General features: G+C 64.1%; 33 protein-coding genes and 4 pseudogenes. 18 read left to right on the top strand and 19 right to left on the bottom strand.

What is annotated here, in order from left to right:
• Positions 1-531: 531 nt before the first annotated feature.
• The 4 genes from J7I85_RS15785 to J7I85_RS15770 form a co-directional block, all read right to left on the bottom strand.
• A complete protein-coding gene (locus tag J7I85_RS15785) occupies positions 532-1,170 on the bottom strand; it encodes a hypothetical protein (RefSeq protein WP_214853373.1) in 639 nt (212 codons plus the stop codon).
• A gap of 173 nt (positions 1,171-1,343) precedes the next feature.
• Complete coding sequence (locus tag J7I85_RS15780; protein ID WP_251024416.1) at positions 1,344-1,688, bottom strand: hypothetical protein; 345 nt, start codon at positions 1,686-1,688, stop codon at positions 1,344-1,346.
• A 159-nt stretch (positions 1,689-1,847) separates the two neighbouring features.
• Positions 1,848-2,129, bottom strand: a complete 282-nt coding sequence (locus J7I85_RS15775; protein WP_214853372.1) for a hypothetical protein — start codon at positions 2,127-2,129, stop codon at positions 1,848-1,850.
• Positions 2,130-2,210: 81 nt separating this feature from the next.
• Entirely contained in the window at positions 2,211-2,936 is a 726-nt protein-coding gene (locus J7I85_RS15770) for a helix-turn-helix transcriptional regulator (protein ID WP_214853370.1), read from the bottom strand.
• A 239-nt stretch (positions 2,937-3,175) separates the two neighbouring features.
• On the opposite strand from J7I85_RS15770, the gene J7I85_RS25590 reads away from it, so the two are divergent.
• The 8 genes and pseudogenes from J7I85_RS25590 (at position 3,176) to J7I85_RS15750 (ending at position 7,378) form a co-directional block, all read left to right on the top strand.
• Positions 3,176-3,301 (top strand): hypothetical protein, encoded by a 126-nt coding sequence (locus J7I85_RS25590; RefSeq protein WP_285289602.1) that lies wholly within the window; start codon positions 3,176-3,178, stop codon positions 3,299-3,301.
• 28 nt (positions 3,302-3,329) lie between these two features.
• Positions 3,330-3,455 carry a hypothetical protein gene (locus J7I85_RS25585; RefSeq protein ID WP_285289601.1) on the top strand — a complete coding sequence of 42 codons (126 nt, stop codon included), beginning with the start codon at positions 3,330-3,332 and terminating at the stop codon, positions 3,453-3,455.
• A 105-nt stretch (positions 3,456-3,560) separates the two neighbouring features.
• Positions 3,561-4,537 (top strand): annotated as a pseudogene (locus J7I85_RS15765) (IS481 family transposase).
• Between the two features lie 30 nt (positions 4,538-4,567).
• Entirely contained in the window at positions 4,568-4,693 is a 126-nt protein-coding gene (locus J7I85_RS25580; RefSeq protein WP_285289600.1) for a hypothetical protein, read from the top strand.
• Positions 4,694-4,720: 27 nt separating this feature from the next.
• Complete coding sequence (locus J7I85_RS25575) at positions 4,721-4,846, top strand: hypothetical protein (RefSeq protein ID WP_285289599.1); 126 nt, start codon at positions 4,721-4,723, stop codon at positions 4,844-4,846.
• A gap of 28 nt (positions 4,847-4,874) precedes the next feature.
• Complete coding sequence (locus J7I85_RS15760) at positions 4,875-5,012, top strand: hypothetical protein (RefSeq protein ID WP_214853369.1); 138 nt, start codon at positions 4,875-4,877, stop codon at positions 5,010-5,012.
• A 120-nt stretch (positions 5,013-5,132) separates the two neighbouring features.
• On the top strand, positions 5,133-5,996 hold the full coding sequence (locus J7I85_RS15755; RefSeq protein ID WP_214853368.1) for a tetratricopeptide repeat protein: 864 nt from the start codon (positions 5,133-5,135) through the stop codon (positions 5,994-5,996).
• A gap of 377 nt (positions 5,997-6,373) precedes the next feature.
• Positions 6,374-7,378 (top strand): PASTA domain-containing protein, encoded by a 1,005-nt coding sequence (locus J7I85_RS15750; RefSeq protein ID WP_214853367.1) that lies wholly within the window; start codon positions 6,374-6,376, stop codon positions 7,376-7,378.
• Positions 7,379-7,631: 253 nt separating this feature from the next.
• Here the strand turns inward: J7I85_RS15750 and J7I85_RS15745 are convergent, their stop codons facing one another.
• Positions 7,632-7,820 (bottom strand): hypothetical protein, encoded by a 189-nt coding sequence (locus J7I85_RS15745; protein ID WP_251024414.1) that lies wholly within the window; start codon positions 7,818-7,820, stop codon positions 7,632-7,634.
• A 128-nt stretch (positions 7,821-7,948) separates the two neighbouring features.
• On the opposite strand from J7I85_RS15745, the pseudogene J7I85_RS15740 reads away from it, so the two are divergent.
• A pseudogene (locus J7I85_RS15740) lies at positions 7,949-9,092 on the top strand (IS701 family transposase).
• A gap of 1,338 nt (positions 9,093-10,430) precedes the next feature.
• On the opposite strand, the gene J7I85_RS15735 reads toward J7I85_RS15740, so the two are convergent.
• From J7I85_RS15735 to J7I85_RS15705, 8 genes and pseudogenes are all read right to left on the bottom strand, one after another.
• Positions 10,431-10,622: a hypothetical protein gene (locus J7I85_RS15735; protein ID WP_214853366.1), complete on the bottom strand. Its 192-nt coding sequence runs from the start codon at positions 10,620-10,622 to the stop codon at positions 10,431-10,433.
• Between the two features lie 709 nt (positions 10,623-11,331).
• Positions 11,332-11,613 carry a hypothetical protein gene (locus tag J7I85_RS15730; protein WP_214853363.1) on the bottom strand — a complete coding sequence of 94 codons (282 nt, stop codon included), beginning with the start codon at positions 11,611-11,613 and terminating at the stop codon, positions 11,332-11,334.
• Between the two features lie 39 nt (positions 11,614-11,652).
• Positions 11,653-12,078 carry a hypothetical protein gene (locus J7I85_RS15725; protein WP_214853359.1) on the bottom strand — a complete coding sequence of 142 codons (426 nt, stop codon included), beginning with the start codon at positions 12,076-12,078 and terminating at the stop codon, positions 11,653-11,655.
• Positions 12,075-12,425, bottom strand: a complete 351-nt coding sequence (locus tag J7I85_RS15720; protein WP_214853356.1) for a PadR family transcriptional regulator — start codon at positions 12,423-12,425, stop codon at positions 12,075-12,077. The genes J7I85_RS15725 and J7I85_RS15720 overlap by 4 nt, the downstream gene beginning before the upstream one ends.
• A gap of 105 nt (positions 12,426-12,530) precedes the next feature.
• Positions 12,531-12,668, bottom strand: a pseudogene (locus J7I85_RS25100) (nucleoside deaminase); the annotation flags it as partial.
• A gap of 18 nt (positions 12,669-12,686) precedes the next feature.
• The gene (locus J7I85_RS15715; RefSeq protein WP_214853353.1) at positions 12,687-14,909 is read right to left on the bottom strand and encodes a hypothetical protein; all 2,223 of its coding nucleotides are present in this window, start codon (positions 14,907-14,909) and stop codon (positions 12,687-12,689) included.
• 109 nt (positions 14,910-15,018) lie between these two features.
• A complete protein-coding gene (locus tag J7I85_RS15710) occupies positions 15,019-15,336 on the bottom strand; it encodes a hypothetical protein (RefSeq protein ID WP_214853350.1) in 318 nt (105 codons plus the stop codon).
• On the bottom strand, positions 15,333-15,638 hold the full coding sequence (locus J7I85_RS15705; RefSeq protein WP_214853347.1) for a hypothetical protein: 306 nt from the start codon (positions 15,636-15,638) through the stop codon (positions 15,333-15,335). The genes J7I85_RS15710 and J7I85_RS15705 overlap by 4 nt, the downstream gene beginning before the upstream one ends.
• 564 nt (positions 15,639-16,202) lie before the next feature.
• On the opposite strand from J7I85_RS15705, the gene J7I85_RS15700 reads away from it, so the two are divergent.
• From J7I85_RS15700 to J7I85_RS15670, 7 genes and pseudogenes are all read left to right on the top strand, one after another.
• Positions 16,203-16,598 carry an RNase H family protein gene (locus J7I85_RS15700; RefSeq protein ID WP_214853344.1) on the top strand — a complete coding sequence of 132 codons (396 nt, stop codon included), beginning with the start codon at positions 16,203-16,205 and terminating at the stop codon, positions 16,596-16,598.
• 113 nt (positions 16,599-16,711) lie between these two features.
• Positions 16,712-17,353: a hypothetical protein gene (locus tag J7I85_RS15695; RefSeq protein WP_251024413.1), complete on the top strand. Its 642-nt coding sequence runs from the start codon at positions 16,712-16,714 to the stop codon at positions 17,351-17,353.
• Positions 17,353-17,583 (top strand): helix-turn-helix transcriptional regulator, encoded by a 231-nt coding sequence (locus J7I85_RS15690; RefSeq protein WP_214853340.1) that lies wholly within the window; start codon positions 17,353-17,355, stop codon positions 17,581-17,583. The genes J7I85_RS15695 and J7I85_RS15690 overlap by 1 nt, the downstream gene beginning before the upstream one ends.
• Positions 17,580-17,960: a hypothetical protein gene (locus J7I85_RS15685; RefSeq protein WP_214853337.1), complete on the top strand. Its 381-nt coding sequence runs from the start codon at positions 17,580-17,582 to the stop codon at positions 17,958-17,960. The genes J7I85_RS15690 and J7I85_RS15685 overlap by 4 nt, the downstream gene beginning before the upstream one ends.
• Before the next feature lie 13 nt (positions 17,961-17,973).
• A pseudogene (locus tag J7I85_RS25940) lies at positions 17,974-18,408 on the top strand (DUF6884 domain-containing protein).
• On the top strand, positions 18,405-18,947 hold the full coding sequence (locus tag J7I85_RS15675) for a hypothetical protein (protein WP_214853333.1): 543 nt from the start codon (positions 18,405-18,407) through the stop codon (positions 18,945-18,947). Before J7I85_RS25940 ends, J7I85_RS15675 begins: the two are co-directional and overlap by 4 nt.
• Positions 18,948-18,949: 2 nt before the next feature.
• The gene (locus J7I85_RS15670) at positions 18,950-19,411 is read left to right on the top strand and encodes a hypothetical protein (RefSeq protein WP_214853330.1); all 462 of its coding nucleotides are present in this window, start codon (positions 18,950-18,952) and stop codon (positions 19,409-19,411) included.
• Here J7I85_RS15670 and J7I85_RS15665 read toward each other — a convergent pair.
• The 4 genes from J7I85_RS15665 to J7I85_RS15650 all read right to left on the bottom strand — a co-directional run bounded on the left by J7I85_RS15665 (position 19,369) and on the right by J7I85_RS15650 (position 22,311).
• Positions 19,369-19,974: a hypothetical protein gene (locus tag J7I85_RS15665; protein WP_214853326.1), complete on the bottom strand. Its 606-nt coding sequence runs from the start codon at positions 19,972-19,974 to the stop codon at positions 19,369-19,371. The genes J7I85_RS15670 and J7I85_RS15665 overlap by 43 nt on opposite strands.
• A 133-nt stretch (positions 19,975-20,107) precedes the next feature.
• The gene (locus J7I85_RS15660; protein ID WP_308159518.1) at positions 20,108-20,818 is read right to left on the bottom strand and encodes a DUF2306 domain-containing protein; all 711 of its coding nucleotides are present in this window, start codon (positions 20,816-20,818) and stop codon (positions 20,108-20,110) included.
• Between the two features lie 233 nt (positions 20,819-21,051).
• Entirely contained in the window at positions 21,052-21,252 is a 201-nt protein-coding gene (locus J7I85_RS15655) for a hypothetical protein (protein WP_214853321.1), read from the bottom strand.
• Positions 21,253-21,381: 129 nt separating this feature from the next.
• A complete protein-coding gene (locus tag J7I85_RS15650; RefSeq protein ID WP_214853318.1) occupies positions 21,382-22,311 on the bottom strand; it encodes an NAD(P)/FAD-dependent oxidoreductase in 930 nt (309 codons plus the stop codon).
• Positions 22,312-22,388: 77 nt separating this feature from the next.
• Here J7I85_RS15650 and J7I85_RS15645 point away from each other — a divergent pair, with 77 nt between their 5' ends.
• Positions 22,389-22,988, top strand: coding sequence for a helix-turn-helix domain-containing protein (locus tag J7I85_RS15645; protein ID WP_214853315.1), 600 nt, complete (start codon positions 22,389-22,391; stop codon positions 22,986-22,988).
• Positions 22,989-23,052: 64 nt separating this feature from the next.
• Here the strand turns inward: J7I85_RS15645 and J7I85_RS15640 are convergent, their stop codons facing one another.
• Both J7I85_RS15640 and J7I85_RS15635 read right to left on the bottom strand, forming a co-directional pair.
• The gene (locus J7I85_RS15640; protein WP_214853314.1) at positions 23,053-23,994 is read right to left on the bottom strand and encodes an endonuclease/exonuclease/phosphatase family protein; all 942 of its coding nucleotides are present in this window, start codon (positions 23,992-23,994) and stop codon (positions 23,053-23,055) included.
• 51 nt (positions 23,995-24,045) lie between these two features.
• Positions 24,046-24,450 carry a hypothetical protein gene (locus J7I85_RS15635; RefSeq protein ID WP_214853311.1) on the bottom strand — a complete coding sequence of 135 codons (405 nt, stop codon included), beginning with the start codon at positions 24,448-24,450 and terminating at the stop codon, positions 24,046-24,048.
• Positions 24,451-24,922: 472 nt separating this feature from the next.
• On the opposite strand from J7I85_RS15635, the gene J7I85_RS15630 reads away from it, so the two are divergent.
• Positions 24,923-25,759: a DUF1206 domain-containing protein gene (locus J7I85_RS15630; RefSeq protein ID WP_214853308.1), complete on the top strand. Its 837-nt coding sequence runs from the start codon at positions 24,923-24,925 to the stop codon at positions 25,757-25,759.
• The last annotated feature ends 2 nt before the right edge of the window (positions 25,760-25,761 follow it).

The raw sequence follows: 25,761 nt of genomic DNA, 5'->3' as shown, positions 1-25,761 counted from the left end.
CGACCACTTGGTCGAGTGGGAAATTCCGCGGAATACCGGGGAATATAGGGCCCCTACTACTACTACTCTACTTAAACGACCAGAAATAGAGATATATATAAGGGGCCCCTTGTTCTCTTCCTATAGAGCCCCCTCCCTTCCTAGTTAATACACTTTCCCTTCCATAGAGGGCCTATCCTCCGCGGTCGTTTTGGTCGAGTGAGGGTTCCGCGGGACTCAAAATCCGCGCCAACGTTGGGATGCGGGGCCGTTTTCCCACCCTACCGGCGGTAGGTTCCCGAACGTTTTGACCGCTTTCGGCGGTCGAGCGCTTTGATTTGTGAGAGACGTCGGTTTTACCTCATGTGATAACCTGAGGAACGATATTCCGGCTCTAGAGACGAGGGTTATCACATGGCTCCCAAATGGGGGCCATTTCTGATTTTTTGGGGCGCTCCATGCGCCGCAGTGAAAATTTGCTGATGGGGCCACGAAGCCGTTTATCGGCAGCACCGAATGCAGCTCATCGCCCGTTTTTCGTCGGCGGTGCGGCTAGCCGCGCAGGCAGTGCAGGTCTGTCAGCGCCATTGCTTCTCCGGCTCCTGACGTGTCCGTCAGCTTCACGATGGCATCTTTGCCCTGGGGGAGTGCGGCGGTGATGCTGTTGGCCCTGCCGACCGAAGCTCCGCCGGCGTCGACGGTAGCCTCCACGTATAGGCCTCCGGGGCATCCTGCCGGCGCCATGGTCGTCACGTGCACGACGAGGCATTTGGAGTAGCTGCAGCTGTACTCGGATTTGTCCGCGAACTGGTAGTAGAAGTCCCCGGCAAACTGTGTCCAGCCGAGCTTCTCCATCTCGCGTTTCGTCGTCTCGGCTTCGCCTCCGTCGCTGGCCTCGAAGGCAGCGAGAGCCTTCGCGTCCTTTTCACGCTGGGCCTTGTTCTCGGCGTCCACCTTGGCCCAGAACGCATCCGATTCGGCCTTCTTCTTCTTGGCCGCCTCGTCCTCTTGGGCCTTTGCCGCCGCCTGCACCTGGGCGGCCTGTTGGGCCGGTACAGCCTGACCGAACCAGAAGAGGCCGGCCAACGCGAGCATGGCGGCCAGACCCAGCCCGGACAGGATGAGCGGGAGCCGGCGCTTCGGTTTGCCGTCGACCCTGATGAGCTTCGGCAGGTTGTCTTTCCCGAACATGGTTTCCCCCTTGTACGCCGGCTTTGTTGCCGTTGAAGTTTCTCAGGTGAGGATATGTGTTCGGCGTCTGTTTTCCGTTGTGTGTCGCCCTCCGGCCTGCCGGACTAGGGACAGCCCAAAACGCAGATGGGCAAAACCAGATGGCGCGGCTTCAGTCGAAGCAGGTGGCGGCTTTACGCGGCGGCCATCTCCAGAAGGGGATAGAGGGCAGCTTCCCAGTCCTTCCACTCCCGAAGCCGCGGGGCTTCCGTGAGGCTGCGGTTGTAGGACTGGTCGAAGACGAGGTGTGTCCAGGACGGCGTCATGTTTCCGGTAATGCCCGGCTTGTCGTCGATGAGCACGTCCCCGCGGACCAGGGTCTTGTCATGGGTAAGGATGACCCGGTTGACCCAGCGCCTTCCCAGATGCTCTTCAATGGAGGCCAGCTTCTCCGAGGCACACGTCGCGTGGGTCGCGAAGGGTGTAGAGCAGAAGAAGACGTTCAGCCCAGCCTCCTCCATCGCCAGGACGGCCTCCATAGCCCCATCGCCGCCACCACCAGCCCTGGGAAAACGCCGAGGAGATTGATCAGGTCGAGCTGAAGAGGATCGCAGACGAGACGTCCGAGATCCTGGCAGCAGCACTGAAGAGGCTCTGCGCCGCCTAGGGTGCCGAGCCTCTGGAAGCAAGCTGGACCGTCAGGCGCCAGTTTCCTCGCGCACGGGCAGCTTGGCTTTCCGTGCGAACTTCGTTATCCCCTTGCGCTTGAAGGCGTTCAGCAGCGGTGTCTTGTGGCCGCGCAGCCGCTCCTCCTGCGCTTCAGTGATCTCGGGGATCGGAGAGATGGCCCGGTTGAGGTTCCGCAGCACCTGAGGATCGGTGCCGGGGGCCAAACTGAGGGTCGGTTCGGAATGCTCGGCGGCGGCGAACTGGCCGCCGGCCGGGATGCCTCGGGAAACGCGGGACTGAAGTGTGCTCATGCCATTTCTGTGTACGGCGCCCGATGAAAGCAACCAAGAGCAGGGCTGCACCATTCGTGGTGAGTTGCACGGAAAGCTCTGTCATCCGCCCCGCAGGCGGCGGAGAGCGTCAATTCCGTTGGTGCTTCCTAGCTTGGAGTATGCGTGTTCCAGATGCTTTGCAATGGTCCTGGGGCTGCACCCAAGCAGATGCCCGATCGCAGACACCTTTAGGCCTTGGCTGGCCAGACGCATGACCTCCTGTTCGCGAGCGGTCAGGGAATAGGCCTCTGCGTTGGCCATTTCCGTTGCCTTACGCGAACTTCCTGCATATGCGGAGTCGAGTAGTTTCAGTATTGGCTGGATGTGCTGGGCGAGTTCGACCTCGTTGTCTTTGAAGTCGTGGTTCCAGCGGTTCAGGCTCCAGCTGTGGAAGAGGTCAAAGCGGCTCCCGGCCGTGACAAGCATGAGTTGCCGATTCACGTCGAGGAGCAAGAGTCCATCCTGGAAGGCACGGCATTTATACAGCTCCAGGTCGGAGATGACATCGCTCAGGCGGCGGGGAGGCCAGTGTCCACGAGTGTCTGTTTGAAGGCTCGCGACGAGTGGGTGCTCAGCGTACATGTCCAGCAGCATCGTCGGCAGCTTGTCACATACATGGTAGGGATAGGGCACTATGTCCGCCGTGCCGGCTGGCGCGTCCAAGGAATTCCAGACTGCATGGTCTGACGGGAAGAGCTTCAAAAGAAGCTGGCTGGCAGCGTCCAGGTAGGCATCACGACTGGCCAAACCGTTCAGATTCGCTGCGAAATCGGCGGCAAGGTCCATGATTCCCCTTTTGAACGGGAGGAAGGGTCCGGGGGACCCTCCTGTGTGTACGAGGAGATTAGGGCGGTCCACCCCTACGCGCAAGAGCGTATTTACTGCCTCTCAAACGGGGCGGGACGATGAAGTTGAAACCATTCGTATCCCGCCGATTCCGGAAAGGAGTGTGGTGTCTTACAGCGAATTCACTAAACGAAATCCCCATTCGGCGTCCACACCCTCTTTACGAAAGGAATACGAAAATGAAGACAACTAAGCGACTGTTCTGGGCTGCCGCAGCCGCTCTCGGTATCGCTGCTGCCGCTGCGGGACCGGCAATGGCAGGGCTCAGCCTGGCAAACCACACAGAACCCCATGCCGGGCACTAGAACGCCCGCAAACGAGAAAAGCACGAAAATGAAGACCACCAAGCGCCTGTTCTGGGCCGCCGCAGCCGCACTCGGCATCGCTGCTGCCGCCGCCGGACCCGCAATGGCCGGGATCAGCTTCGCCAACCACACTGAAACCCATACCGGGCGCTAGCTGTAATTCCCACGGACGTTGTGAACAGCGTGCCGTGATGTAAAGGGCGAGGGCCTCCGGTATCGATTTGGGTTACCACACTCATCTCGACGCCAGGAGGCCCTCATGTCCTACGTTACCCATTCCAACGCCAACCTGACGCCCAGGGCCAGGGGGAAGCTGGCCTGTTTGGTCATCGAGCAGGGCTGGACTCTGCGTCGGGCCGCGGAGCGGTTCCAATGCTCACCGGCAACGGCCAAAAAATGGGTGGACCGATACCGGACCCTGGGCGGGGACGGCATGGCAGATGCGTCATCCCGACCGCGACGCAGCCCCAACCGCACGCCCGTGCGCACCGAACGGCGGATTGTGGCGCTGCGTTTTAGCCGCCGGTGGGGACCGCACCGGATCGCGGCCCACCTGCAACTATCCCGCTCGACGGTGGGCAAGGTTCTGGCCAGATACCGGATGCCGCGGCTGGGCTGCCTGGACCAAGGCACCGGGCTGCCCGTCCGAAAGCCTGCACCGCAACGCTATGAACACGAGAACACCGGGGATCTGGTCCACGTGGACATCAAGAAACTCGGACGTATCCCCGACGGCGGCGGACACCGCGCCTTGGGACGTTCCAAGGGACGCCGGAACCGCCGCGCCGGGACCGGGTACGCCTATCTGCACCACGCCGTAGATGATCACTCAAGGCTCGCCTACTCGGAAATCCTCGACGACGAGAAGAAGGAAACCGCTGCCGCCTTCTGGATCCGCGCGGCCGCGTTCTTCGCCGCCCACGGAATCACCGTCAAGGCCGGGCTCACCGATAACGGATCCTGCTACCGCTCCAAGGCCTTCGCAGCTGCCCTGGGTCCGCACGTCAAGCACCGGCGGACCCGCCCCTACCGGCCGCAGACCAACGGCAAGGTCGAACGCTTCAACCGCACCCTCGCCAGTGAATGGGCCTACGCCAGACCGTACATCTCAGAAAACGAGCGCGCCGCCACTTACGAGGCCTGGCTTCATCACTACAATCACCACAGAACCCATACCGGCATCGGAGGCAAGACCCCCACAGCCGCGTTCACAACCTCAGTGGGAATTACAGCTAGCACGCCACGGGAAACGAGAGAAGCACCAAAATGAAGACCACCAAGCGGCTGTTCTGGGCCGGGGCAGTCGCACTCGGTATCGCTGCTGCCGCCGCCGGACCCGCAATGGCCGGGTTTAGCCTTGCAAACCACACCGAATCCCATCCCGGGCGTTAGCACGCTCGTCATCGAGAGAAGCAGAAAATGAAGACCACCAAGCGGCTGTTCTGGGCCGCGGCAGCCGCGCTCGGTATCGCTGCTGCCGCCGCCGGACCCGCCATGGCCGGGGTAAGCCTGGCCAACCACACGGAACCCCATACCGGGCGCTAGCACGCTCGTCATCGAGAGAAGCATGAAGATGAAGACCACCAAGCGATTGTTCTGGGCCGCCGCAGCCGCGCTCGGCATCGCTGCTGCCGCCGCCGGACCCGCCATGGCCGGTATCAGCCTGGCCAACCACACGGAACGACTGATCAGGCTCGCTCAGAACGGGTAAGCGGGTGCTGAAAGTGAGCTGTTCCAGGACCCGGGCCAGGCGGCTGCATCGCCTGGCCTTGGTCTCACTTGCCGCCCGCGACTTTCCGAGCGCATGGGCCCGGACACAGGAGGCCCGCAGATGCTGCCGGGGCGCGGACGCACTCTGTCGGCCGCAGCGGCCCGGGCGGAGCTGCTTCTCACCTCGTCGTCGATTGCCGGAGAATCCTGTAACCATCGGCAGGGAATTGACCTTTTACGCGAAGCAGTCGGACACATTGAACCGTTTCCCGCCTCGAAAACGCGCGAGATCTGGCTGGCCGAAATCCTCACCAGACTCGGAAACACGCAGCGCCTGGCAGGGCAATACGGTGAAGCGTCGGTGACTCTGACAGCCGCGCTGAATCTGGCGGGCTGGGACAGCTTGGAGCCGCTTCGCAAGGCTGGCGTCCTAAATGCCCAGGGCATCCTCGCCAAGGACACTGGACGCTTTGAGGAGTCCAAAAGGTTTTACACCCGCGCCCTGGAGTTGATGACCGGGGCACTCGGCTCGAACGCACCCGAACTAGCAAGCGTGCACCACAATCTGGCCGGTCTGCTCCACGCCCAGGGCCGCTTCGACGAAGCCGAACCGGAAGCACTGCGTGCCCTCGCACTGCGCAACCTCTCCGTGCCTCCAGACCCTACCGGAGAGGCTGCGGACATGTCTGTGCTTGGTGCCGTCCTGGCCGGCGAGGGCCGTCTCGACGAGGCCGAGAACCGACTCAGGACGGCCCTTCAGATTTGGGAGTCCTTTTACGGGCCCGACCATTACGAGGTCGGCGTCCAACTGAATAACCTCGCATCCATTCAGCAAACGAGGGGCGACATCGACGCAGCTTCCACGGGCTATAGACGAGCCCTTGAAATCAAAGAACGCGTTCTGGGCCGCGATCACCCGGAAGTCGCCGCACTGCTGAACAATATCGCTGCTGTGGAGTGCGCTAGGGCGCATCGAACCTGCTAGGGACCGCTACGACGAGGCCCTGGCCCCTTGGCCCGGACCATCCGGACACGGGAGCCTGCGCGGCTAACCGCAACCGGCTCGCGAACCCGGCCAACTAAGGAGCGTGCCGAGCATCTGCGGCGACAACGGGCAGTTCGGGGTGTCGGCATGTAGGCGGCCTGCTTGTCGGCGGGTTTGACGGAGCTCAGGCTCCGACTTGAGCCGACGAGCAGTTCCCGGTCGACGGTGGGTGGTTGCTTCATGTCGCGGGCACGGCTTGCGTCACGTTCAGGACGCCATAGGTGAGGAGTCCGGCCGGTGGCTCCCAGGTGCCTAGAATGGGCCTGCCCACAGTGGGTGATTGGGGAGCAGGGGATATGACAAACAAGACTGTAGCCGTGGCTGTAGCGTGCGCTGCGCTGGCGCTGTCAGGCTGCGGCGCATCACCACAGGGGGAGGCAACCGCCTCACCGTCCGCGTCGCGGACCGCCAAGCCCAAGATTGTGCCTGATGTGGCCGGGAAGACGTTCACTCAGGCGAGAGACGAGCTTGGCGCGGCGGGTATCGCCTGGGAGTCGGTCGGCACCGACGGGCTTCACTTCACTGACCTCCCACCGGACGGAGCAGTCGTGCTCAGCACCGAACCGCAGGCAGGCGGAGAGATAGAGCGCGGATCGGCAACCCTCCACCTGAAATCAACCCGGGCCGAAGCTGAAGCCGCCCGGGCAAAAGTACTCAGGGCGCTGCGATACGAGTTCCGCTGTTCACCGACCGGTGACGCGATCACCGCCGAGGACAACCAGGTCTTCCACTCCACGAGGGAGATCTGGGCCGCGCCCGATTTCAAGGAGTTCCAGTCCTGCGACCTGTACGTGGACGGCACCTGGCACCACGACACGTTCACGCTCGAGCCGGGCGAAGCCGCCGTGGTCAAGCAGATCGGAGCCGACGGCGGGGACGTCAGTCTGCCGTCCTCCGCCTATGCCGACGTGCTGCTGTTGTGCGCGCTGCCGCCCGAGGACGGGTGGGACCGTAAGTACGGCGAGAACCCGGCCGGCCCAAAGATTCGGTCCCAGGCCAAGGCCGCCGTGAAGATGTGCCCGACTGCCCCCTTTGTCCCCGAGCTCAAACGTGTGGCGGACGGCGTACCTCCGGCCCCGAAAAGCGCCTTGGGTGACGGGACGTTCACAGTCGGAAAGGACATCGCGGCAGGGACCTACCAGGTGAAGGTGCCGGCGGCCGCCAACGGCGTCCACGACTGCTACTGGGAGCGGACCGGGCCGCAGGGCGGGACCATCGCGAACGACTTCATCACCTTCGCGCCGCAGGGACCGGTCGTCACTGTCTATGAAGGGGAAGGCTTCGTCAGCAGGGATTGCGGTTCCTGGACAAAGATCGGATGAGACGCGGACGGCCCGGGCTCCTGGTCTATGCGAACGGGTCGTCGTCGTCCGGGACAAACTGCTTCTTCTTCGTCTTCGGGGCCTCATCCGCGAACGGGTCCTCGACCGCTGGTGGTGAGGCAGGGGCCGGGACGTCAGCTTTCAGGTCGACCCAGTCAAGCTCTTCCGGTACGGCGGCCGGGCCAGGTATAGGCGCCTCGGCGGCGCGGGCTCCGACGGTGTGGGCCAGGTGCAGCGGGGCGTTCGTTCCGAGCTAGGCGGCCGGCAGAATCAGGTACCCGTTCAGTCCTGTGGACTCGCGCCGGGTCAGCAGGGTGGCCTGGCCGGAGTTGGTCGCGGCGGAAGCGAAGGTTCCGGCACGCTGGGTGAAGGTTGTGGGGTTTGTATCAATGCCGCCGGCTCGTGTCGGGCGAAAAATGCGCTGCTCCATGCCTTGGAACAAGCGTAGTTTCCTCCATGACGGCCCTGCGGACCCGGCTAGTACTACAGTCGCGTTTAATTTAGGCTGCATCGGCGTTTTAATCGGACTTTCCGCCCGGGGCCTGTTAATCGTTGGTGGTGAGTGATGATATTTGTGTGGCGGACGTAGAAGAGTGGGCCGAAGGTCTGGAAGAAATCGGCGATCTCATTGGGCCGCGGTTTGTCCGGTCCGAACCACGGCGGAATGCTGTTGGGTATGTGCGCGGGCTGCTTTCGGATGAGGAACGCAAAAACTCCTGGACCCTGTCTGAACGCGCCGGGCACGGCACCCCGGATGGCATGCAACGCCTGCTCTCGACCACCGACTGGGACCCGGATGCTGTGCGGGATGACCTGTTCACCTACGTCAACCGCCACCTGGGCGATCCCGACGGGATCCTGATCATCGACGAGACCGGATTCCTCAAGAAGGGCGCCGCCTCGGCCGGGGTCGCACGCCAGTATTCGGGCACCGCCGGGCGGGTGGAGAACTGCCAGATCGGGGTGTTCCTGACGTACTCCGCCCCGGCCGGGCGCACCCTGCTGGACCGGGAACTCTACCTGCCCAAAGCCTGGGCCGATGACCGGGAAAGATGCGCCCGGGCCGGGATCCCCAGAACCAGGGAATTCGGCACGAAACCCGGTGCTCGCCGCGGACATGATCGACCGCGCCCTGGATGCCGGGCTCCCTGCCCGCTGGGCCACCGGGGACGCGGTCTACGGGCAGCATTCGGGGCTTCGCCGCCGTCTGGAAGCCAGAGGTTTGCACTACGTGCTGGCCGTTCCCATGAACCAAAACATCATCGCCCCCACCGCCGGGCTGGGCGAGCAGTGGCGCGCGGATAAGCTCGTCGCTTCTCTGCGCGCCAATGCCTGGCGGACCCGCAGTGCCGGGGCCGGAACCAAGGGCGATCGTCGATACTCCTGGGCACGGACCCGCATCAACGGACCCGCCGAAACCGGAGAACACTGGCTGCTGGCCCGCCGCTCCCTGAAGGACCCCGCCGACCTGGCCTACTACATCTGCCACGGCCCCAACCGGGTCTCGCTGGCCGAACTGGTGCGGATCGCCGGCGCCCGCTGGGCGATCGAGGAAACCTTCCAAACCTCCAAGGGCGAAACGGGGCTGGACCACTACCAGGTCCGCCAATACACCGGCTGGTACCGGCACATCACCCTCTCCATGTTCGCCCAGGCCTTCCTGACCGTGATCCGCTCCAAAAAAGGGGCGCTGCCGCCGGAGACGGGGAACTGATCCGGCTCTCGCTGCCCGAAATCAGGCGGCTGCTCGCCCGGCTCGTCTGGCACCGCACCACCAGCCCGAATCACGTCTTGGAACACTCAACCTGGCGAAGGAAACACCAACACCGCGCTCGATATTGTCACTACAAGGCCCGCGGACATACCCGATAAACGCAACTGTAGTACTAGGCGGATTCAGGGCTTTTTCCAGCCTCTCATTCGCTACAAAAATCCCCGAATCGCCCCAAGGCGGGAGGGGAGCCCCGCGCCCGCTTCTGGCCTATATAAATGATGCACGGCTGCGAACATGTCAGACCGCCATGCGCAAGCGATCCGGTGTCTCCAAGACGGGTCCCGTAGCTCTTCCGCTGGTACTTCTTCTGTGTGCGGCTGCCCCGCAGATGCGACGGAGGTTTTCCGAACTTCTTCCCAAAAACTTTTGGGTGGTCCCATGCTCGACGCATGTCACCGTTGGTGTCGCTTGCAGCGGGCCTTTAATGGCCTGCGGCCGGCAGTGGGTGCCACCTGGCGACACTCCGCTTACGGCCCGCCGCAGGCGACACCGTCCCAAGAACAAGACACCGGCGGAGGGACCACCGGCCCGGGGCGAAGCCCCTGAGAAACACATCAAAGAACGAGGCGGATGACGAGCCGAAAAGCAGGGGGCTCAGCCCCCGGGAACATGAAGAGAAACGATCTGGGAGCCAGCACGGACAACGTGACGAGGCACTGACCGCCCGCCGCAGGCGACACCAGCGGTGGAACAAGGAACCAGCGGAACAACCCACCGGCCCGGGGCGGAGCCCCGAGATCATCATGATGATCCATGACGATGAAGCATCGGACGGCGAAGCCGGGGAAGGCGCAGCCTCCGCGCAGCGGAGACACCACGACGAAGGCCGCGCAGCGGCCAGAGAAACGGAACGAGGATCGAGCCGGGAGGCGAGACGGAAACACACCGGGCCGCGCGCAGCGCGGACGCGGAGCGCAGCGCAGCACGAGAAACAAAACGACAGACAAGACGCTCACGCGGCGAAAAGCATGCCGCGGAGCGCGCGCAGCGCGCGAGCAGCCGGCCGCAGGCCAGGAAACAAAAAGAAGATCACGACGCGGGGAAGCGAAACGGACAACGAGGCGATGAGCGTTTCGTTCAACACGAAGGGCGAGGGGCGAAGCCCCGAGTCCTCTTAATATGCCCAACCGGCAGCCGCCACCATCTGTTTGCTCGACGGTCCTTCGGATTTTCCACACCGGGTCCACGGCTACCGCCGGCCCAACACAGCGCACCACCTGACGGCGGCGCGGAACGTGGGGTTATCGCGTGGGCAGTAAACCGCCGGACATCCGGCAGTTATCGGGCGGCGCGGTCCAGTGCGGCTTTGGCTTCGGCTACCGCCCGGCGGGCACCCCTCAGCGCGGCCGCCTGTTCGGCGTTCGGTCCGGTTCCTTCACGCCAGTCGGAGCGGAGTTCGTCCTCGACGTCGCCCAGCATCGCGAACGCGTTGGACCGGATCTCGTCGAAGGTCGGCAGCTGCTCAGCCATGAGGATCCTTTCGTGGATGGTCCGGCTTTCTGCCAGGAACCAGATGAGGCAAGCCTAGCGATGGGAAGTCTTGTGGCCCTGGAGTTTGGTCAGGACTGCGCCGAGCGTTCGGGCGCATCCTGGCGGACCCACCGCATGGTCGGCAGCTCGTCCGTCAACACGACCTCGGCCAAAGGCTGCGGTTATCGAGGGACCGTTCAGCACTGCTGCTCGCCGTCGTTGTCGTCGCGATCATCGTTGCCTCGATCATTTGGCGCCCGGGCGTCAGTGGGCTAACAACGGCGGACGCCGGCGACCGCATGCCGGGCTCACTCCTTCTTGCCGTCCGGGTGCGGGGTGAGACGGTTGTCCCAACCTTTTCCCAGCCTCATGTTCATATCCTCCGAGGACGCTGAGGAGTCGCGGCCTTACGAAAGAGTCTTGTCATGAGGAATGCACTCCGAGTAACCGTCTTGACCGGTGCCCTTGCATCGGCTCCGGTCGGCCCGCTTTTCTTCGTGCCGATGGCACCAATGGTCCGCGGCCTCTTGCGTGCACGCAACGGTAGGGCGGGTAAGCTCGCCGGCTGAGCTATTCGAGGACGTTGAGTTCGGTTTCGGATGTGGCGCAAGTCAGCAGCCAGTCCGTCCTGCCACCGTGGTGAACAAGCCGCAGTGAGGACGGCACGACGCCGGGCCAGCGACGAAAATGATCAGAGCCCCAGGGATACCTAAATGTGCCAGCTGAGAGAACGGCGCGTTGCGCGTACCCCCGCCGCGAGAATCACTGATGAAATGATCAGCATCCGCAGCCGGGCCATCCGGAATTTCGGTGCAAAGTTGTCTGCGTACTCGCTCGGGCTTCCGAACACGGTGGTGGGGTCCTCCCCGGAGTCGGCAATGTGGCTTTGGACCTCACGCACGATCTGCGTCACTGCTGCTGTAGGAACACGCCGGAGCTCAAGTGTTTCCGTCAGCTCTGCTGCATATTCTTCGTGCGGCGTCTCGGGCACGAGTCCGTCCTTCCGGTAATGACCGCCTGCCAATAGGTCTCAGGTGCCGTTGTTTTGCCGGGTGCGGCTGAGATCCTCAGCCGTCCGTTCCGGAAGCTGCCGCTGCAGCACGTTGCTCCATGCGGTCAGGGCGAATGTCACGATGACTGTCGCCGCGAGGTACACCAAGGTCCCTGGCAAGCCGAGGGATATGCCGAGGACCTGGCCGGTGAAGACCTTCACTCCGATCAGGAGGATCATCACGGCGACAGCAAGGTAGGCAACCTTGGATCCGCGGGAAACCGTGCTGCCCTTCGGAAACCGTTCCGCGTACTCCTTGGGGCTGCCGAAAGCATCTTCAGGGTGCGCACCGGTCTCCTGCAGGTGGCTCTGGAGTTCCCGGAGCACATCGGCGATCTGGTCCTCGCTGAGCTTGCGCTGGCGGAGTGCCAGCGCCAGGGCCTTGAAGTACTCCAAAGTGGTCATGCCAGGTTCCCTTCCAACGTCAACACTGCCGATACCCTTGCCGTGAAGTTCTGCCAGGCACCAGTGGTCTCGCGTAGCCAGGTTTCCCCTTCAGGGGTGATGCTGTAGAACTTGCGGCCGGGGCCTCCGCTGCCTTGGCGCCATTCGGAGCGCAGGCGCCCCTCAGCCTCAAGCCGGTTAAGCACCGGGTAGACGGTACCGCCGACGATGCCCGGCAAGCCCTGGGAGCCCAGATCCTGAATGAGCTGGTAGCCATAGGTCTCGGTCCGGGCCTGGACCAGCTTCAGAATGCACGGCGCCAGGACAGCCCTCGTCCAATCGCTGGGCAACTTCGCTTCCTCGGTCATGGCTGGAGCGTATCCCGAACTAGTATGTGTGGCAATCTACCGAGAGATCCTGGGTGAAAGCCCATCTGAAGGCGTGGATCTGGACTTCGAGCTGGCGGACTAGGTCTACTCGGCGATGTCCTCCGCCCACAGGTCCGGGCTCATATCCTGGAAAGAACGCATCATGTCCACGCAGCGCTGAGCATCCAGAACCACGACCTCAACGCCACGTGATCGCAGAAGCTCAAATTCGCCGTCGAAGGTGCGCGGTGGTGGTTTGTGTCAGCGCCGAACTGGGGCAGCGACTGTTGTCGAGGAAGCGTCCCTCCAATATGAAATCTTGGCGGTGACCGTGACGGTGAGGAGCTTGCCGGCGGCGGTCGAAGGCGGCGTGTAGTAGCTGCGGGTTGCGCCCTTGATGGCAACTCCGTTGAGTTTCCACTGGTAAGAGATTGTCGCGCCGGCGGACCAGCGGCCTGCGCTCATTATCCTGAGGAACTGCCCAACCCTCGGCGGGTACCGGGTGCTCCAGCTCGTCGTGGGCAGCGCGGTCATGATGACGGAACGCTGGCCGACTTTCATGGTCGGAAGGGACGTCGCTGAGGCCGACGGATAACCGGGTAGCGAGCCCGTGACCGTAAGGGTGATGGTCTTTCCGATGTCTGCGAGGCCCATCCTGTAGGTGGCAGCGGTGGCGCCGGGGATCGCAACCCCGTTGCGCTTCCACTGGTAGGAGAGCGCTGCCCCACTCTTCCAAACGGTCGCGCTGATCAGGTCGCCAGCAAACCAGGACTTCTCCACGATTGACGGTGCCGTCACGATGTTCTTTGAGATCATTGGCGATGTAGCTGTCTGGACCTGCTTCGGGTCGTACCCTGCGAGTGTTCCTGTGACCTGCAGGTAGACCCTGAGGCCGTGCCATGCTGCTGGCGGCGTGAAGCTGGTCCCGGTTGCCCCTGCAATGGGGGAATGCGTCACGCCGTTGACGGACCACCATTGGTACGCGAGTTTCGTCCCTGGCGTCCAGGTCCCGGAAGTGGAAGTGAAGGGTTTTCCGGCCAGTCCGGTCCCAATGAGGCTGGGCGCTACGGTGTTCTGCACCTGAGGTCGTCGGGCCACGATAGTCGTGGTCGGATCCGATGAGACGGTGCGCGTGTTGTAGCCCGGGTGCGTGCCAGTAACCACAAAGGTGATCCTGTGTCCGATGTCGGCGGTTGTCAGTGTGTACTTGTCAGTTGTGGCTCCGGGGACCGCAACGCCGTCACGCTTCCACTGCCGGGTCAGAGTCGTGCCGGCCAGCCAGTTGTTATCGTAGCCGGTCAGGATTTCGCCAACCTCGGCGTCGCCGCCGCGCAGGTCTACCCACGGATTGCCGACAAGGACGAAAGGCCGGACGGTGTTCAAGTCCACGACGGCCGTTTGCGGGGACGTGACCGAGGTGTCCCGCTTGCCAACCTTGGAGCCCGTGACCCTCACGCTGACTGCGCTGGCCGCCGGACCGGAATCCATGGGGAAAGTGAAAGTCTTGCCGGTTTCACCCGTGAGCGGGTAGCCCGCCGAGTTCAGCCACTGGTAAGTCAGTGTTGTGCCCGCTTCCCAGGTGCCGGGATTGGCGGTGAGCGTGCCGCCAGGTTCGGCGACTCCAGTCGTGGTGACCGCAGCCGGTCCCTGGACGTATCCGGGGACGGCGATGAAGTCAGACGCGTCGACGAACATGACGTTGGCCCGGTGGTCCGGGAGCGTGGCCGTCACCCGGACGGACAGCTTCTGGCGCATGTCCACGTCAGAGATGAAGAGCGTGCTGACCGGCGGATGGTCCTCGTTGTTCACTGGCCAGCTGTACCCGTCGGTGTTCGTGTAGAACCACTGGTAGGCGAAGCTGGTGCCCTCCGGCCAGGTGCCGGGATCGACGGTGAGAGTGCCGCCCCAGACGCCGTCCCCGCTTACCGTGGGAGTCGGCCCGGTGACCTGCGTGCGGTCGATGTACGCGAAGTACTCCTCCGCGGTGTCGAAGGTTTCAGACGGCAGTGTCCCGTATTTGTACCCGACAGCGTGCATCGAATTCGTGCCGGGAACCATGCCAATGACGCTCATCCCGGACTGGATGGTCAAGGCGTTGAATTCCCACCACCAGGTTGTGGGCGCTGCCTGGTGGTGCGCGTAGCCGCTGTGGCCGCGGATGCGCTTGCTGAATTCCAGCGAATCCGGGCCGGCAGGATCTTGTCCGGGGTTATTCACGTAGTCCTGGAGGACCGCCGTGGCAGCAACGCCGAACTTCAAGGGCTTGAAGCCGTTTTCAGCCCGTGATGCGTTGACCGTATTGAACAGTGAGGCGATCTGCTGACGCTGCTGCGCTTGCGTGAGAGCCGCCGATACCACTGTGGGGGACTGGGCCGGCGCGGTCTCGGCCAGCGCGGCCGTTCCAGTGTTCAGCGAGGCAGCGAGCAGCGCGGCGGTCACGGCGGCCGCAGTCCGCATGGTCAGGGCGGGAGCGGGTGTTGGCACGGTTTCCCGCACCTCCTGTCGGATCGGCGGGAAGACTTGCATCAATTCATACAGGCAAAGGGGCGTAGTTTCATCCGTTGAATGGATAAAACTCCGAACGTGACGAAAGTCAGGAAGTCAGGGCGGCCAGTTCGCGGAAGTCGTAGCTCATCTCTGACTGCCAGATCTTTGGAATCAGCCGGCGGATCTGGTCCGCGGTTGGCGTGGGCAGCGGTTCACCGGCCCGCAGGTACTTCAGGTACGCGTAGAGGTAGGCGCGGTCCCCGTCCTCGCCGTCACATTCTGGGCGGTACGAGAAATCGAAGAACGACCTGTTCTCGACGAGGTAGTCCCATGCTGCGCTGACCTGCTCGTCCGTCTCGAACGGCAGGGCGATCTCCTCCTGGCCAACTTCGCGGCGATTGATGTTGAGGATCTTCACGGTCATGCCCCCTTCGGGAAGTTCAGAATCAACGCCGCGGGCCCAGGGGCACTGGCGGGTTCCTCTGTGCGGGTGGTCTTGGCGGCCATCTCGGCCGCGTCCCAAGGGGCGAGAGAGATTCCGCCGCATTCGATGAGTTCATCCCGCGTGCACTCGTGCAGCGCCGCGGGAATGTCGTGAGACACCAGCTCGGCTTCACCGGCCCTCAGGTAGAAGTACTCCTCGGGAATCTCCCAGGACTCGCTTTCCCGTTCTTGGAAGACAGGGACGCGCAGTGTGATGTAGCCGATCGGTGCAGGCTCTGTCATGGTTTCCTCCTCGGGGATGGGCCGGCAGCCGCCAGCGTTCTTCAGCCCATGTGTGCGGCGCGGCGCAGGCGGCTCCCCGTCTACGGGAGAGGCCCGTCAACCCCGGGACCTGGCAGCCCTTGTGGGCCTCACCCGGATTTGATGCTGTTCCTTTGCCGGGGCGGGATTCATGAGGAAGCCTGCTCCTGACCAAAGTCGCCTACGCAAGTATCGGAAGGCCAGCATCCGCGACGAAGCTTTTGAAAATTTCACAGTGAAAGCAATGGGAGAATAGTCACTCAATTCTGAGGATATGTTCTTGGAGGCGCCCGACCGGCAGGCGCACGGTCCGACCTGGAACGAGATCTTGGTGTTGGCACCAGCTCAGGGCCTTATGGTGGTCTATCTGGCGGTGCTATCAGTCCTCAAAGTGCTCTCCGGTCGCGGTCTTGCCTGCGACTCATCACGGGGCCGCGGCAGGACCGTCAACGGCTGCGGCTACGTCCTGGCCTACGCTAACGGCGCCACCCGATCCTGGGCGCTTACACGGCCGTCAGCACACACGGAGGCATCCGGGCCGGCGAGTTGGCAGCGATCCGCCGCGGGCTGCAGTCCACTCTGGGTCACCACCCGGTGCTGCGCGAAGGTGTCGGGGACCTGAAGATCCTGACCGACTCCAAAGCTGCGCTGGAAGTCCTGGACAGGGTTTCCACTGGGGCCCTTCAGCCGTTCGATGACACCGATTCCATCGCGGAATGCAAGCGCATCCTCGGTTCTGCCCGTGGCGTGAACATCTCCTACGAGTGGGTCCGTGGCCACAACGGCCACCCGCTGAACGAGCTGGCGGACCGCCTGGCTGTCCTGGCTCGCCGGAACCGGGAAATGGGAGTGGACGAGGTGACCAACGCACGGATGATCGCTTCGATCCGTGAGGAAGCGAAGACCATCGTCGGCGGTGTACCTGGGATGGCGGCCGCCTGAGGAAGTCCAGCGGGCCGGCGAAGGCAAACAGGACTCGCCTGTTGACCCGCGCCTCGAACACGGATAGGTTATCGACTGTCGTTATTATCGGCACTCGATAACTATTTGGGGGAATGATGGAACTGGCCAAGGACACTGACCGGAAGCAGGGCGACGGGAAGAAGATCGTTTCCAGGGGCGACGCGATTCTGCTCATGATCGCTGCGGCCCTGGCCGCGGTCGTGACGACCGCACTGTCCGTCTCCGGGATCGCGGGGTACTTCACCGGTCCGGTGACGCTGGAGCTTCCGGTCTCCTCGACGAACCAGACCGCCAGCGGCTTGGGGCTGGGAGCGACCGGGCACTACACCACACTGTCAGCCACCATCCCGAGCCTTCCTTCGGAGCCTGCCGCCCTCTTGGCGTGGTCCGCGGCGCTGGACCAGCTCGGCGTCCTGGCCATCCTGACTCTGGTGTTCCTGCTGGCATACCGGCTGCGAAGCGCAGTCCTGTTCTCAGCGAAGTCCGTCTGGATCATTGGCGCGTGTGGCGTGGTCCTGGCGCTGGCCGGAACGGTGGGCCAGGTCCTGAACGGGTGGGGGCTGACACGGGTAGCCGATATGGTCGCCGGGACCGGGCGCAACCCGGGGGAGTCGGTGATCCTCGAGGCCGAATTCACGACCGGACCCCTGATGCTCGGCATCGTCCTGGTGCTGGTCGCCGCGGTATTCCAGTACGGCCGCCGGCTTCAGAAAGACACGGAAGGGCTGGTCTGATGCCGGCGGACGACTCCTCCGACATCCACTGCCGGCTCGATGAGCTACTGGCAGCCAAGGGCATGACCCTGACCGAGCTGAGCAAGCGCGTCGGCGTCAGCCTGGTGAACCTGTCCGTGCTGAAAAATGACCGGGCCAAGGCCATCCGATTCTCCACCTTGACGGCCATCTGCGAGGCGCTCGACTGCCAAGTTGGAGATCTGCTCACCAACACGCGGACGGGCTCGTGACGGATCCGGGCGCCGGGTCTGCTCCCCCCGCACTTTTCGCTGCAGTGATGCTGACCGGCTGCGGCGGAAGCCCCGCCGTCTCGCCTGCGGCTACATCCATCCCTGCGCCGAACCCCACTCAGCGGGCAGCACTCATGGAAGAACTGGGCAAGGTGGACGTCGAACTGGCACACCCCAGAGCGGTATCCGCTGCCCGGATGGCCTGCAAGAAAATCCAGGAGGGAGCGAGCGACGACGAGCAAAAGATTGTAGTTGCCGGGGCCTTCCGCATGGGCAACGAAAAATTCGTGAGCCCTGAACAGGCAGGCCGCGTCCTGGCCGTCATCAAGGCCAACGGCTTCTGCACAACGTCCTCGGACGACAGGGCAAGCTCATGAATCGGAGACGGCAATGAGTGGTGATACCTACAGGGTGGGACTCGTCGCCTGCGCTTCACAGAAGCTGCAGCGCCCGGCTCCGGCCCGTGACATCTACGTCTCGCAGCTGTTCCGCAAGGCCTCTGCCTATGCGGAGAAGACCTGGGACCGCTGGTACGTCCTGTCCGCCAAGCATGGCCTGGTCCGCCCGGATACAGTGCTCGAGCCTTAGGACCAGCGACTCAGCGGCAGCCGATCGCCTTCAGCCAACCAGGAATGGGCAGACAAGGTCCGGAAGCAGCTGGCGGAAGAGCTGGACGGGATCGAGAACGTCAGGCTCATTGCCCTGGCCGGCGAGCAGTACCGGATCGTTCTCCGGGATACCCCCTGGCCTTACGAGGTCCCGATGAAGGGGCTTGGGATCGGCGAGCAGCTCGGCTGGCTGACAGAGCAGCTGGCCGCGGCATGACGGCGGATAAGGTGGGTGCCGTGGGGGAGAAGAAAATAGACGAGCATCTGCAGCGGGTCCTGAACCGTCCGTTCTACTACGGATACTCCGCGGCCGGGAAAACCGTCTACGCGTACACGAAGGAAGAATGGGGAATCGGTGCCAGTTCGGGCGGCGGCGACCATAACCTGATCCGTTCCTTCTACTTCAGTCTTCTGCTCACGGTGCTGGTTGCCCTGCCGGCGTCGCTTATCGCCTTGGCCTTTGGGATCCTTCTGCTTTTCAAAATGCCGGTCATGGCGCTTGTCATGCTGTTCTTCGGGCTCGTCTTCGGCCTCGGCGTCGTCCAGGGATACTTCAACATCACTGAAGAATGGCGAGGGCGGAAAGCGCGGAAGCGCAGGGACCTGCCCAAGCCCTGGTGGGAGGCAAGCGATGACCACGCCTATGAATGGTTCCTCAAGCACCCGGACCCCCGCATCCAGATGACGCTGGACTGCTTTCCGTATTCGGTGAAGCTCCGCGACGCAGCCAACACCCAGCCGAACAAAGCGGGTTGAGAGTGTCCGATGCACGGCAGGAGGACTCCGACATCCCCGTCGAGGTGAGCATGAGCGTCAAGGACTGGCAGTGGCTGGACGCGACCATCGACAACACCGTTGCCATGGCCGCTGCGGACGGAAATGACCGCGCGGTGGAGCAGGGCCACAGGATCCGTTCGACGGGCTGGGAAGCAGCCCGCATCCATCCGCGCAGCAAAGACGGATGGGCCGGATGGCCGCCCGTCGATGATGAGCTGTCGGTCTCCCTTCCCGTGTCCGACTGGCACTTCGCCATCCAGGAGCTGCGTCGGTGGGACCAGATCGCAAGGCAGATCAGCAGCAGCGCGCAGGAAGAAGCTGACGAGCTGCGCGGCCCCGCCATCGCCTCATTCCTGGAAGCGCACATCCAGCAGCGATTGGAGCCGCGGCGCCGGCTAGCTCAGGAGTCGAAGGCGTCTGCCATTTCACCCAAGGCCAGGTAGTCCCCGGCTGCGTCCAGAAAGCCGAAGTCCGCCCAGTACCGGCGCAGTGCCGCCTTCGCCGCGGCGTGCTCGGGGCTGTCTTCCACTGGCCCGTCGTCCGCGAGGACGGGTGCGGCCTGCAGGATCACCAGCGAGGTGGCCCTGCCGGCGGTCCCAAGGATGGCTTTCAGGATGGCGTGCCCGAGCTTCCGGCCGCGGTACTCCGGCGCGATCCATAGTGAGGACACCACCATCAGGTCACCGCCGAGGTCCATCCCGGCATTGGGCATCAGGTCGGGCCGTTCGACGGTCAGCATTTCGGCCACGTTGGCGAGCTCCTGGTCTACCGCCTCCAGGGTCATAAACAGGTCGATCATCCCGGCATCGGGCACAACGACGAACCGGGCATCCCCGACATGGACGTCCGCCCCGTCACCGTCTTCTTCACCCTCAGCCCAGACGAGCGCGTCGATTGAGACCGTCCAGTCCATTGGGAAGTCCGAAGGATCGTGGTCCAGGCTTGGGATGCCCCGGTACTCACAGCTGTACTTGAGCGTCATGTAATCGGGATCAATGGTGGCCATGGGTGTCCTTCAGGTGACAGGGCTGCAGCATACGTCCCGGGAAGTCTATATGCGGGGACAGTCGAATTGCGGCTACTTATTGGAAAATTGACGAACGGTCTGCAGGTCAGATGCCAGGGCCACCATGGCCTGGTCAGGCCCCCGTGCTCGGGGCGGGCGTCCTGTCTCGGGTGTGTGCGGCTGGTGCCGTGACCTTGGAGCGCCGGTGGATGACGTACTCCGCCACCGCCAGGTTGATCACCCAGGCCGCTCCCATGAGGACAGCCCGGGTGGTGACGTCGGGAGGTCCGGTCACGAGTTCCGGGATGATGAGGATGAGGGCCTGGGTGCCGGCTGCGACTCCGATCGCGTAGGCCCGGGTCATCCAGGCGCCATGCCTGGTGAAGTCCCGACGCCTGAGAGCGAACACCCCCAGGGCAATGCTGGCCAGCATGCCGGTGCCAAAGACCAGCCGCAGGATGAGGAGAATGATCCCGTCGCTGGGTGGCAGCGCATAGAAGAGTGCCATCCACAGGCCGGTCAGGGCGGTGAGGGCCCCGGCGGGTATCAGGATTCGCCCGGCGGCCCGATGCCAGGATCGCCTTCCCCTGCGCAGAGACGGAACGAACTGGAACGCTCCCACGAGGGAGTAGACGGTGACGCTGAGAACATGAGCGACGACCGGGAGAGGAGAGTCGAAAAACCTCTGGTTCTTTGGTGTGATCTCTGCGCCCCCGGCCAGCTCTCCGAGGCGGACTCCTCCAGCGGCCAGGGGGATGAGGGTGAGGAGTATCAGGGCGGTGGGTACGATCCAGCGGTTACGCGGCAAGGGACGGTTGCGCGCGGCAGGCCTGCTGACATTCACGGGCGATCCTCGCTGTCGGTGGGAAGCCCGCCAGGGCCGGATGATTTCTTGCATGCGGCGTGTTAGCCCGGCGTGAGCCGTCTCAGGGGAGCCAGATCAAAAGCACCTGTCACACCCTGGCCGAGAAGTACCGTGGCCAAACTTATCCCCATCCCATGGCCGCCACAATAACGACGGCGAGAAAGCAGCTGAACACTGTTTTTGCTGTAGAGCCGTGGGTGGGCGGCGGGAAATCAGCTGCGGGCCATGCGGGCGAGCAGGATGGCCCGCAGCCGGTGCAGGCGCGGCATCAGCCCGTAGATGACGATCGGGACCGCGGCGGTCGCCAGGACGAAGGTGCGCAGCACGGGAGGTAGTGTTCCGAGCCAGTCGCCTAAGACGAGGTTGATGACGGTCAGGGTGGGAAACACCGCCAGCCAGATCATTAGGGCCATTTGGTGTTTGGTAGGCGGCGGGGTCTGTGCGGGGCGGGCTGTCGCAGTGGGGCCGGTCATGGGTCTCTCATCTCTTGTGCGCGGGTGGTAGTGCGGTGGTGGTGGTGGTGGTGGTGGAGAAGCTTGCGGTCAGAAGCCCAGGGTGAAGTTGCGGACAGCGTCGCGGACGTCCTCCTCGACGAGGTGGGCGTTGATGGCGATGGCGGCTGCGGATCCTTCGCCTGCTGCGGTGATGACCTGGGCGCGTGGGTTGGCGACGTTGCCTGCTGTCCAGACACCTGGAACGGTGGTGCCCCCGGTGCTGTCCCGGACCACCCAGCCCGAATCATCCACGTCGCAGCCGAGCTTGGCTAGGAGGTCATTGTTCGGGACGAACCTGGGTGGCACGAACAGGGCCTGGCGGGGCACAATCCGGCCGTCCTCCAGCTCTACGCCGCTGAGCCGGTCGTCCTCGACGAGAAGCTGTTTTACGGTTCCTTCGACGATTCCGATGGCTCGGGCCGTCAGTTCGGAGCGCTGTGTCAGCGTCAGGCTCCCGGTGTTGGTGAAGAACACGACATCGTCGGCCCACTGCCGCACGATCTGGGCGTACCGTACTGCGTCACCGGAACCGCCCAGAACACCAAGCTGCCGGCCCCGCACCTCATAGCCGTGGCAGTACGGGCAGTGCAGCACGTCCTGCGCCCAGCGGTCGGCGAGTCCGGGGATCTCGGGCAGTTCGTCCCGCAGGCCCGTGGCGATCAGCAGGCGGCGCGCGGAGACCCGCTGGCCGTCGGCGAGCAGAACCCAGAACCCGGACTGGCCGCACCGCACCAGCTCGGTCACGGCGCCGGAGAGGATCTCGCAGCCGTAGCCCTTCACCTCGTCCCTGCCCGCGGCGAGTAGCTCGGAGGGCGGCATTCCGTCCCGGGAGAGGAACCCGTGCATGTGCGCGGCCGGTGCGTTCCGCGGTGTCCCGGAATCCACCACCAAAACCTTGCGGAGGGCCCGTGACAACACTAGTGCGGCCGATAATCCTGCGGCTCCGCCGCCTACGATCACTACGTCAAAATCAGTCATGCCTCCTAGGCTGTCCGGGAATCCCGGCAACGACAACAAACGTTGCTGTTTCCGGGAATTTGGCGTTGGATGGCCCTGTGAATGACGACCCGACCACAGTGATCGCCGCCGCCCTTGAGCAGGTCGGGCCGCGGCTGAAACGGCTGCGCCTCCAGCGCGGAGTGACCCTGACTGGCCTCGCGGCCACCACCGGCATCTCGAAGAGCACCCTGTCCCGGCTGGAGACAGGACAGCGCCGACCCAGCCTTGAGCTGCTCCTGCCGCTGGCCCAGGCGTACCACGTACCGCTGGACGACCTTGTCGGCGCCCCTGATGTTGGAGACCCCCGCGTCCGCCTCAAGCCACGAGGCTCCAACGGGCGGACCGTCATTCCGCTGACCCGCCAGCCAGGAGGCATGCAGGCCGCGAAAATCGTCATCCCCACCACGAAAGTCCATCCGGAACCAAGGACCCACGAAGGCTACGAATGGCTCTACGTCCTCTCCGGGCGCATGCGACTGGTCCTTGGCGAGCATGACCTGGTCCTCGGACCCGGCGAAGTCGCCGAGTTCGACACCCACGTACCGCACTGGTTTGGCAGCACGGGAGACCAACCCGCCGAAGTCCTCAGCGTCTTCGGAGGCCAAGGTGAACGGATGCACGTCCGCGCCAAGTCAAACAAGGAGAAAGCCCAGTAGCACCGACAGAAGCTGTGTGATCTCGAATGCAAGGACGATGCGAAGGCGTGCGGGCCGAAGGCCTTTAGAGGGCCAACCGGAACTCTACCCACAGCGGGTAGTGGTCCGAGATCCGCCACGAGACCTCGTTCCGGGTCAGGCCCGTCAGGACGTGGGGGATGAAGTCGAAGGACCCGGCCCGCTGAGCGTAAATGAGCCCCTGCAGCAGGGAGGTTCCGTCGGGTTCGGAGAACCAGGCGATCTGGTCGTAGAAGTGACTGGCGCCGCTGTCGTCAAAGATGGTCCGCGGCACCGCGTTCAGTTCGGTGGGCGGCCAGAGCCCGGTGGCGACGAACGCCTCGTAGAGCGGGTCGCCGATCCGGTCCAGGTTGAAGTCGCCCAGGACCATCAGATTGCGGTTCCAGTCGTCGGGCCGGTCCGCCCAGGCGCGCATCCACTGGGCGAACGCGGTGACCTCGGGCAGCCGTTCGGCGGCGTTGTTGCCCCACAGCACGTGCACGGAGGCGAGCGTGAACTCGGTGCCGGCCCGGGTGAAGCTGGCAACGTACGGGCTGCGGGCGAACTGCCGGACCGGGTCATTGCCGATGGGCGGCAGGACGATCTCGCCGACCAGGCCGGCGGGCTGGACACGGTCGCTTTTGTAGAGGAATGCGAGCCGTTCGCCGTTGCCGGCGGAGCCCTCGGTGACGTCAGAGACGATGGCCTGCCAGGCCGGGCCGAGGGTGCCCAGGAGGTGCGTCAGGGCCCTAGGGTTACGGCGTGCCTCCTGGACGGCAACCACATCAAAGCGGGAGATCACCTCGGCCAGGCAGGTGATGGCATGCCAGTCCCGCTTGGGGGAATCCTTCGGGCCGGCCGCCCACTTCGCCGTCAGGTCGCCGAGGGCGCGGATGTTCCAGGTCGCGACCAGCAGGTTGGTGTCCGTCCTGGAGGGGACGACGGTATCCAGCGCCGCACGCAGGCGCTCAAAGTCCTCGGTCACGGCCGCTGGCGGCTGCTCACTCATGCCTCCATCGAATCAGCACGGTGGAACCGGCCCGACGGCAACACGCCTGGTTCAGCGGGGAAATGCCTGCAGTGATGGCTCGGCGAGGGCAGGCCGCGGACGGGACGCCAGGGCATCCTGCAGGCACTGCTGGTGCAGTTCGATGTTTTGCGCGACGGCTGCTGCGGCGGCCCAGTCGGCCACGGCCAGGGCCAGCTCCAGTTCGCGGCACAGCTGGGTCATCCGCAGCGCCCCGGCCAGCCACGACGCCGTTTTCAGGCTCAGCGAGGCGTCCCTGGCCATGTCCCGGTCCCGGAGATTGACGGCGTGGACGATCCGTTGCACGCGCCGGGGGAGGAGGGTTGCGTAGTCCGCGGCGAATGTCTCGGCGATGTCCGGAGATGCTTCTTCGGAGAGTATCTGGAGGTGCTGTGCCTCCAGTGTCGGCTTCGGTCTCTCAGTCAGCAGGTTGTGCACTGGCTACTCCTTCTCGGGCTTCCGATGGCAGCCGCCGATGCTGCCGCGGCGCCCTTGCCTTCCGGTGGGGCCCCCTCCGCCGCATGCTTGGGGGTGACAGGCGACGGAGGGGACGTGCAGGGGTTACTTGCCGATGCCGGAGTGCTCCATCCCTATGAAGGTCGGGTCCGCAGGCGGGTATGGCCGGTCGTCCTTGCCGGTGAGAACAGCGTGGCGGGGGACCATCAAGGATGCCGCGGTGAAAGCGCAGGACTTGATCAAGAATTCGGTTAGCCGCGCAATTGGAGCCGCACCCTGGTCCTCTGCCGGGGTGAATTTGTGTGGGGTTTAGGCGCATCGGCCCGCCGACGGAGCGTTGAAGGCATGTCAGGATGACGCGCACGGATTTAGACTGAAGCATTCCCGCAATCTGGCGGGCAGGTGCCGGTGAGCGGGCAACCGAAGGTCAATTACATAGCGGGAAGGGCTGGACATGGGCAATGCCTCTCAGAAGGCCAACCGGGCGGCATCCGAAGCGGCGTCGGTGAGCCGCAGCCCCGCCTTGCAACTGCTGGCGCGCGCCGGATTCGTCTTCATCGGCTTGGTCCACATCCTGATCGGCTTCATCGCCCTGCAGATCGACAGGGGCCAAGGCGGCCAGGCCGACCAGACCGGCGCGATCGGCGCGATCGCTTCCAAACCGGGCGGTCCTCTCCTGCTCTGGGCCGGGGTCGCGGCGTGCGCGGCACTGGCCCTCTGGATGCTCAGCGAAGCCGTCTTCGAAGCCCGCTCCCAAACCGACTCCAAGAAGAAGCTGCAAAGGGCGGGAGCAGCCGTAGGGAAGGCGGTGGTGTTCAGCTTGCTGGCCTTCACCTTCGCGGTCTTCGCCTCCGGAGGCAGCAAGGACTCCAGCCAGTCGGCCAGCGACTTCACGGCCAAATTGATGCAGGCGCCGGCCGGCGTGGCGCTGCTGATCGCGGTCGGACTGGCGATCATCGGAGCCGGCGTCCTCTACGCCTACCGCGGCATCACCCGGAAGTTCATGGAGGACCTGCAGGACCCGGGCGACGCCCGCACCCCGGTCAAGTGGATCGGAACCGTCGGCTACGCCGCCGAAGGCGTGGTCCTCGCCGCCGTCGGCACCCTGATCATCGTTGCCGCGGCCACCGCGGATCCGTCCAAATCCTCGGGCCTGGACGGCGGGCTGAGGACCCTGGGCTCCCAGCCTTACGGCGTTTACCTGCTCGCCGCAGTCGCGGCAGGCCTGGTCTGCTACGGCGCGTACTCGATGGCCCGCGCCCGATACGGAAAGCTTGGGTTCTTGTGGTGATT

It is taken from the genome of Arthrobacter sp. ISL-65 (genome assembly GCF_018613795.1).
Classification (GTDB): domain Bacteria; phylum Actinomycetota; class Actinomycetes; order Actinomycetales; family Micrococcaceae; genus Arthrobacter.
This window is presented reverse-complemented; position numbering and strand designations above follow the sequence as displayed.

Excerpts from the sequence above, each read along its gene's own strand:
- J7I85_RS15755 (WP_214853368.1), top strand. The coding sequence starts at position 5,133 with ATGCTGCCGGGGCGCGGACGCACTCTGTCGGCCGCAGCGGCCCGGGCG.
- J7I85_RS15725 (WP_214853359.1), bottom strand. The coding sequence starts at position 12,078 with ATGACCACTTTGGAGTACTTCAAGGCCCTGGCGCTGGCACTCCGCCAG.
- J7I85_RS15785 (WP_214853373.1), bottom strand. The coding sequence starts at position 1,170 with ATGTTCGGGAAAGACAACCTGCCGAAGCTCATCAGGGTCGACGGCAAA.
- J7I85_RS15640 (WP_214853314.1), bottom strand. The coding sequence starts at position 23,994 with ATGAGTGAGCAGCCGCCAGCGGCCGTGACCGAGGACTTTGAGCGCCTG.
- J7I85_RS25585 (WP_285289601.1), top strand. The coding sequence starts at position 3,330 with ATGAAGACCACCAAGCGCCTGTTCTGGGCCGCCGCAGCCGCACTCGGC.
- J7I85_RS15760 (WP_214853369.1), top strand. The coding sequence starts at position 4,875 with ATGAAGACCACCAAGCGATTGTTCTGGGCCGCCGCAGCCGCGCTCGGC.
- J7I85_RS15690 (WP_214853340.1), top strand. The coding sequence starts at position 17,353 with ATGCCGGCGGACGACTCCTCCGACATCCACTGCCGGCTCGATGAGCTA.
- J7I85_RS15655 (WP_214853321.1), bottom strand. The coding sequence starts at position 21,252 with ATGGCCCTAATGATCTGGCTGGCGGTGTTTCCCACCCTGACCGTCATC.
- J7I85_RS15710 (WP_214853350.1), bottom strand. The coding sequence starts at position 15,336 with ATGACCGTGAAGATCCTCAACATCAATCGCCGCGAAGTTGGCCAGGAG.
- J7I85_RS15665 (WP_214853326.1), bottom strand. The coding sequence starts at position 19,974 with ATGGCCACCATTGATCCCGATTACATGACGCTCAAGTACAGCTGTGAG.
- J7I85_RS15770 (WP_214853370.1), bottom strand. The coding sequence starts at position 2,936 with ATGGACCTTGCCGCCGATTTCGCAGCGAATCTGAACGGTTTGGCCAGT.
- J7I85_RS15780 (WP_251024416.1), bottom strand. The coding sequence starts at position 1,688 with ATGGAGGCCGTCCTGGCGATGGAGGAGGCTGGGCTGAACGTCTTCTTC.
- J7I85_RS15720 (WP_214853356.1), bottom strand. The coding sequence starts at position 12,425 with ATGACCGAGGAAGCGAAGTTGCCCAGCGATTGGACGAGGGCTGTCCTG.
- J7I85_RS15705 (WP_214853347.1), bottom strand. The coding sequence starts at position 15,638 with ATGACAGAGCCTGCACCGATCGGCTACATCACACTGCGCGTCCCTGTC.
- J7I85_RS15775 (WP_214853372.1), bottom strand. The coding sequence starts at position 2,129 with ATGAGCACACTTCAGTCCCGCGTTTCCCGAGGCATCCCGGCCGGCGGC.
- J7I85_RS15735 (WP_214853366.1), bottom strand. The coding sequence starts at position 10,622 with ATGGCTGAGCAGCTGCCGACCTTCGACGAGATCCGGTCCAACGCGTTC.
- J7I85_RS25590 (WP_285289602.1), top strand. The coding sequence starts at position 3,176 with ATGAAGACAACTAAGCGACTGTTCTGGGCTGCCGCAGCCGCTCTCGGT.
- J7I85_RS15675 (WP_214853333.1), top strand. The coding sequence starts at position 18,405 with ATGACGGCGGATAAGGTGGGTGCCGTGGGGGAGAAGAAAATAGACGAG.
- J7I85_RS15695 (WP_251024413.1), top strand. The coding sequence starts at position 16,712 with ATGATGGAACTGGCCAAGGACACTGACCGGAAGCAGGGCGACGGGAAG.
- J7I85_RS15630 (WP_214853308.1), top strand. The coding sequence starts at position 24,923 with ATGGGCAATGCCTCTCAGAAGGCCAACCGGGCGGCATCCGAAGCGGCG.
- J7I85_RS25580 (WP_285289600.1), top strand. The coding sequence starts at position 4,568 with ATGAAGACCACCAAGCGGCTGTTCTGGGCCGGGGCAGTCGCACTCGGT.
- J7I85_RS25575 (WP_285289599.1), top strand. The coding sequence starts at position 4,721 with ATGAAGACCACCAAGCGGCTGTTCTGGGCCGCGGCAGCCGCGCTCGGT.
- J7I85_RS15650 (WP_214853318.1), bottom strand. The coding sequence starts at position 22,311 with ATGACTGATTTTGACGTAGTGATCGTAGGCGGCGGAGCCGCAGGATTA.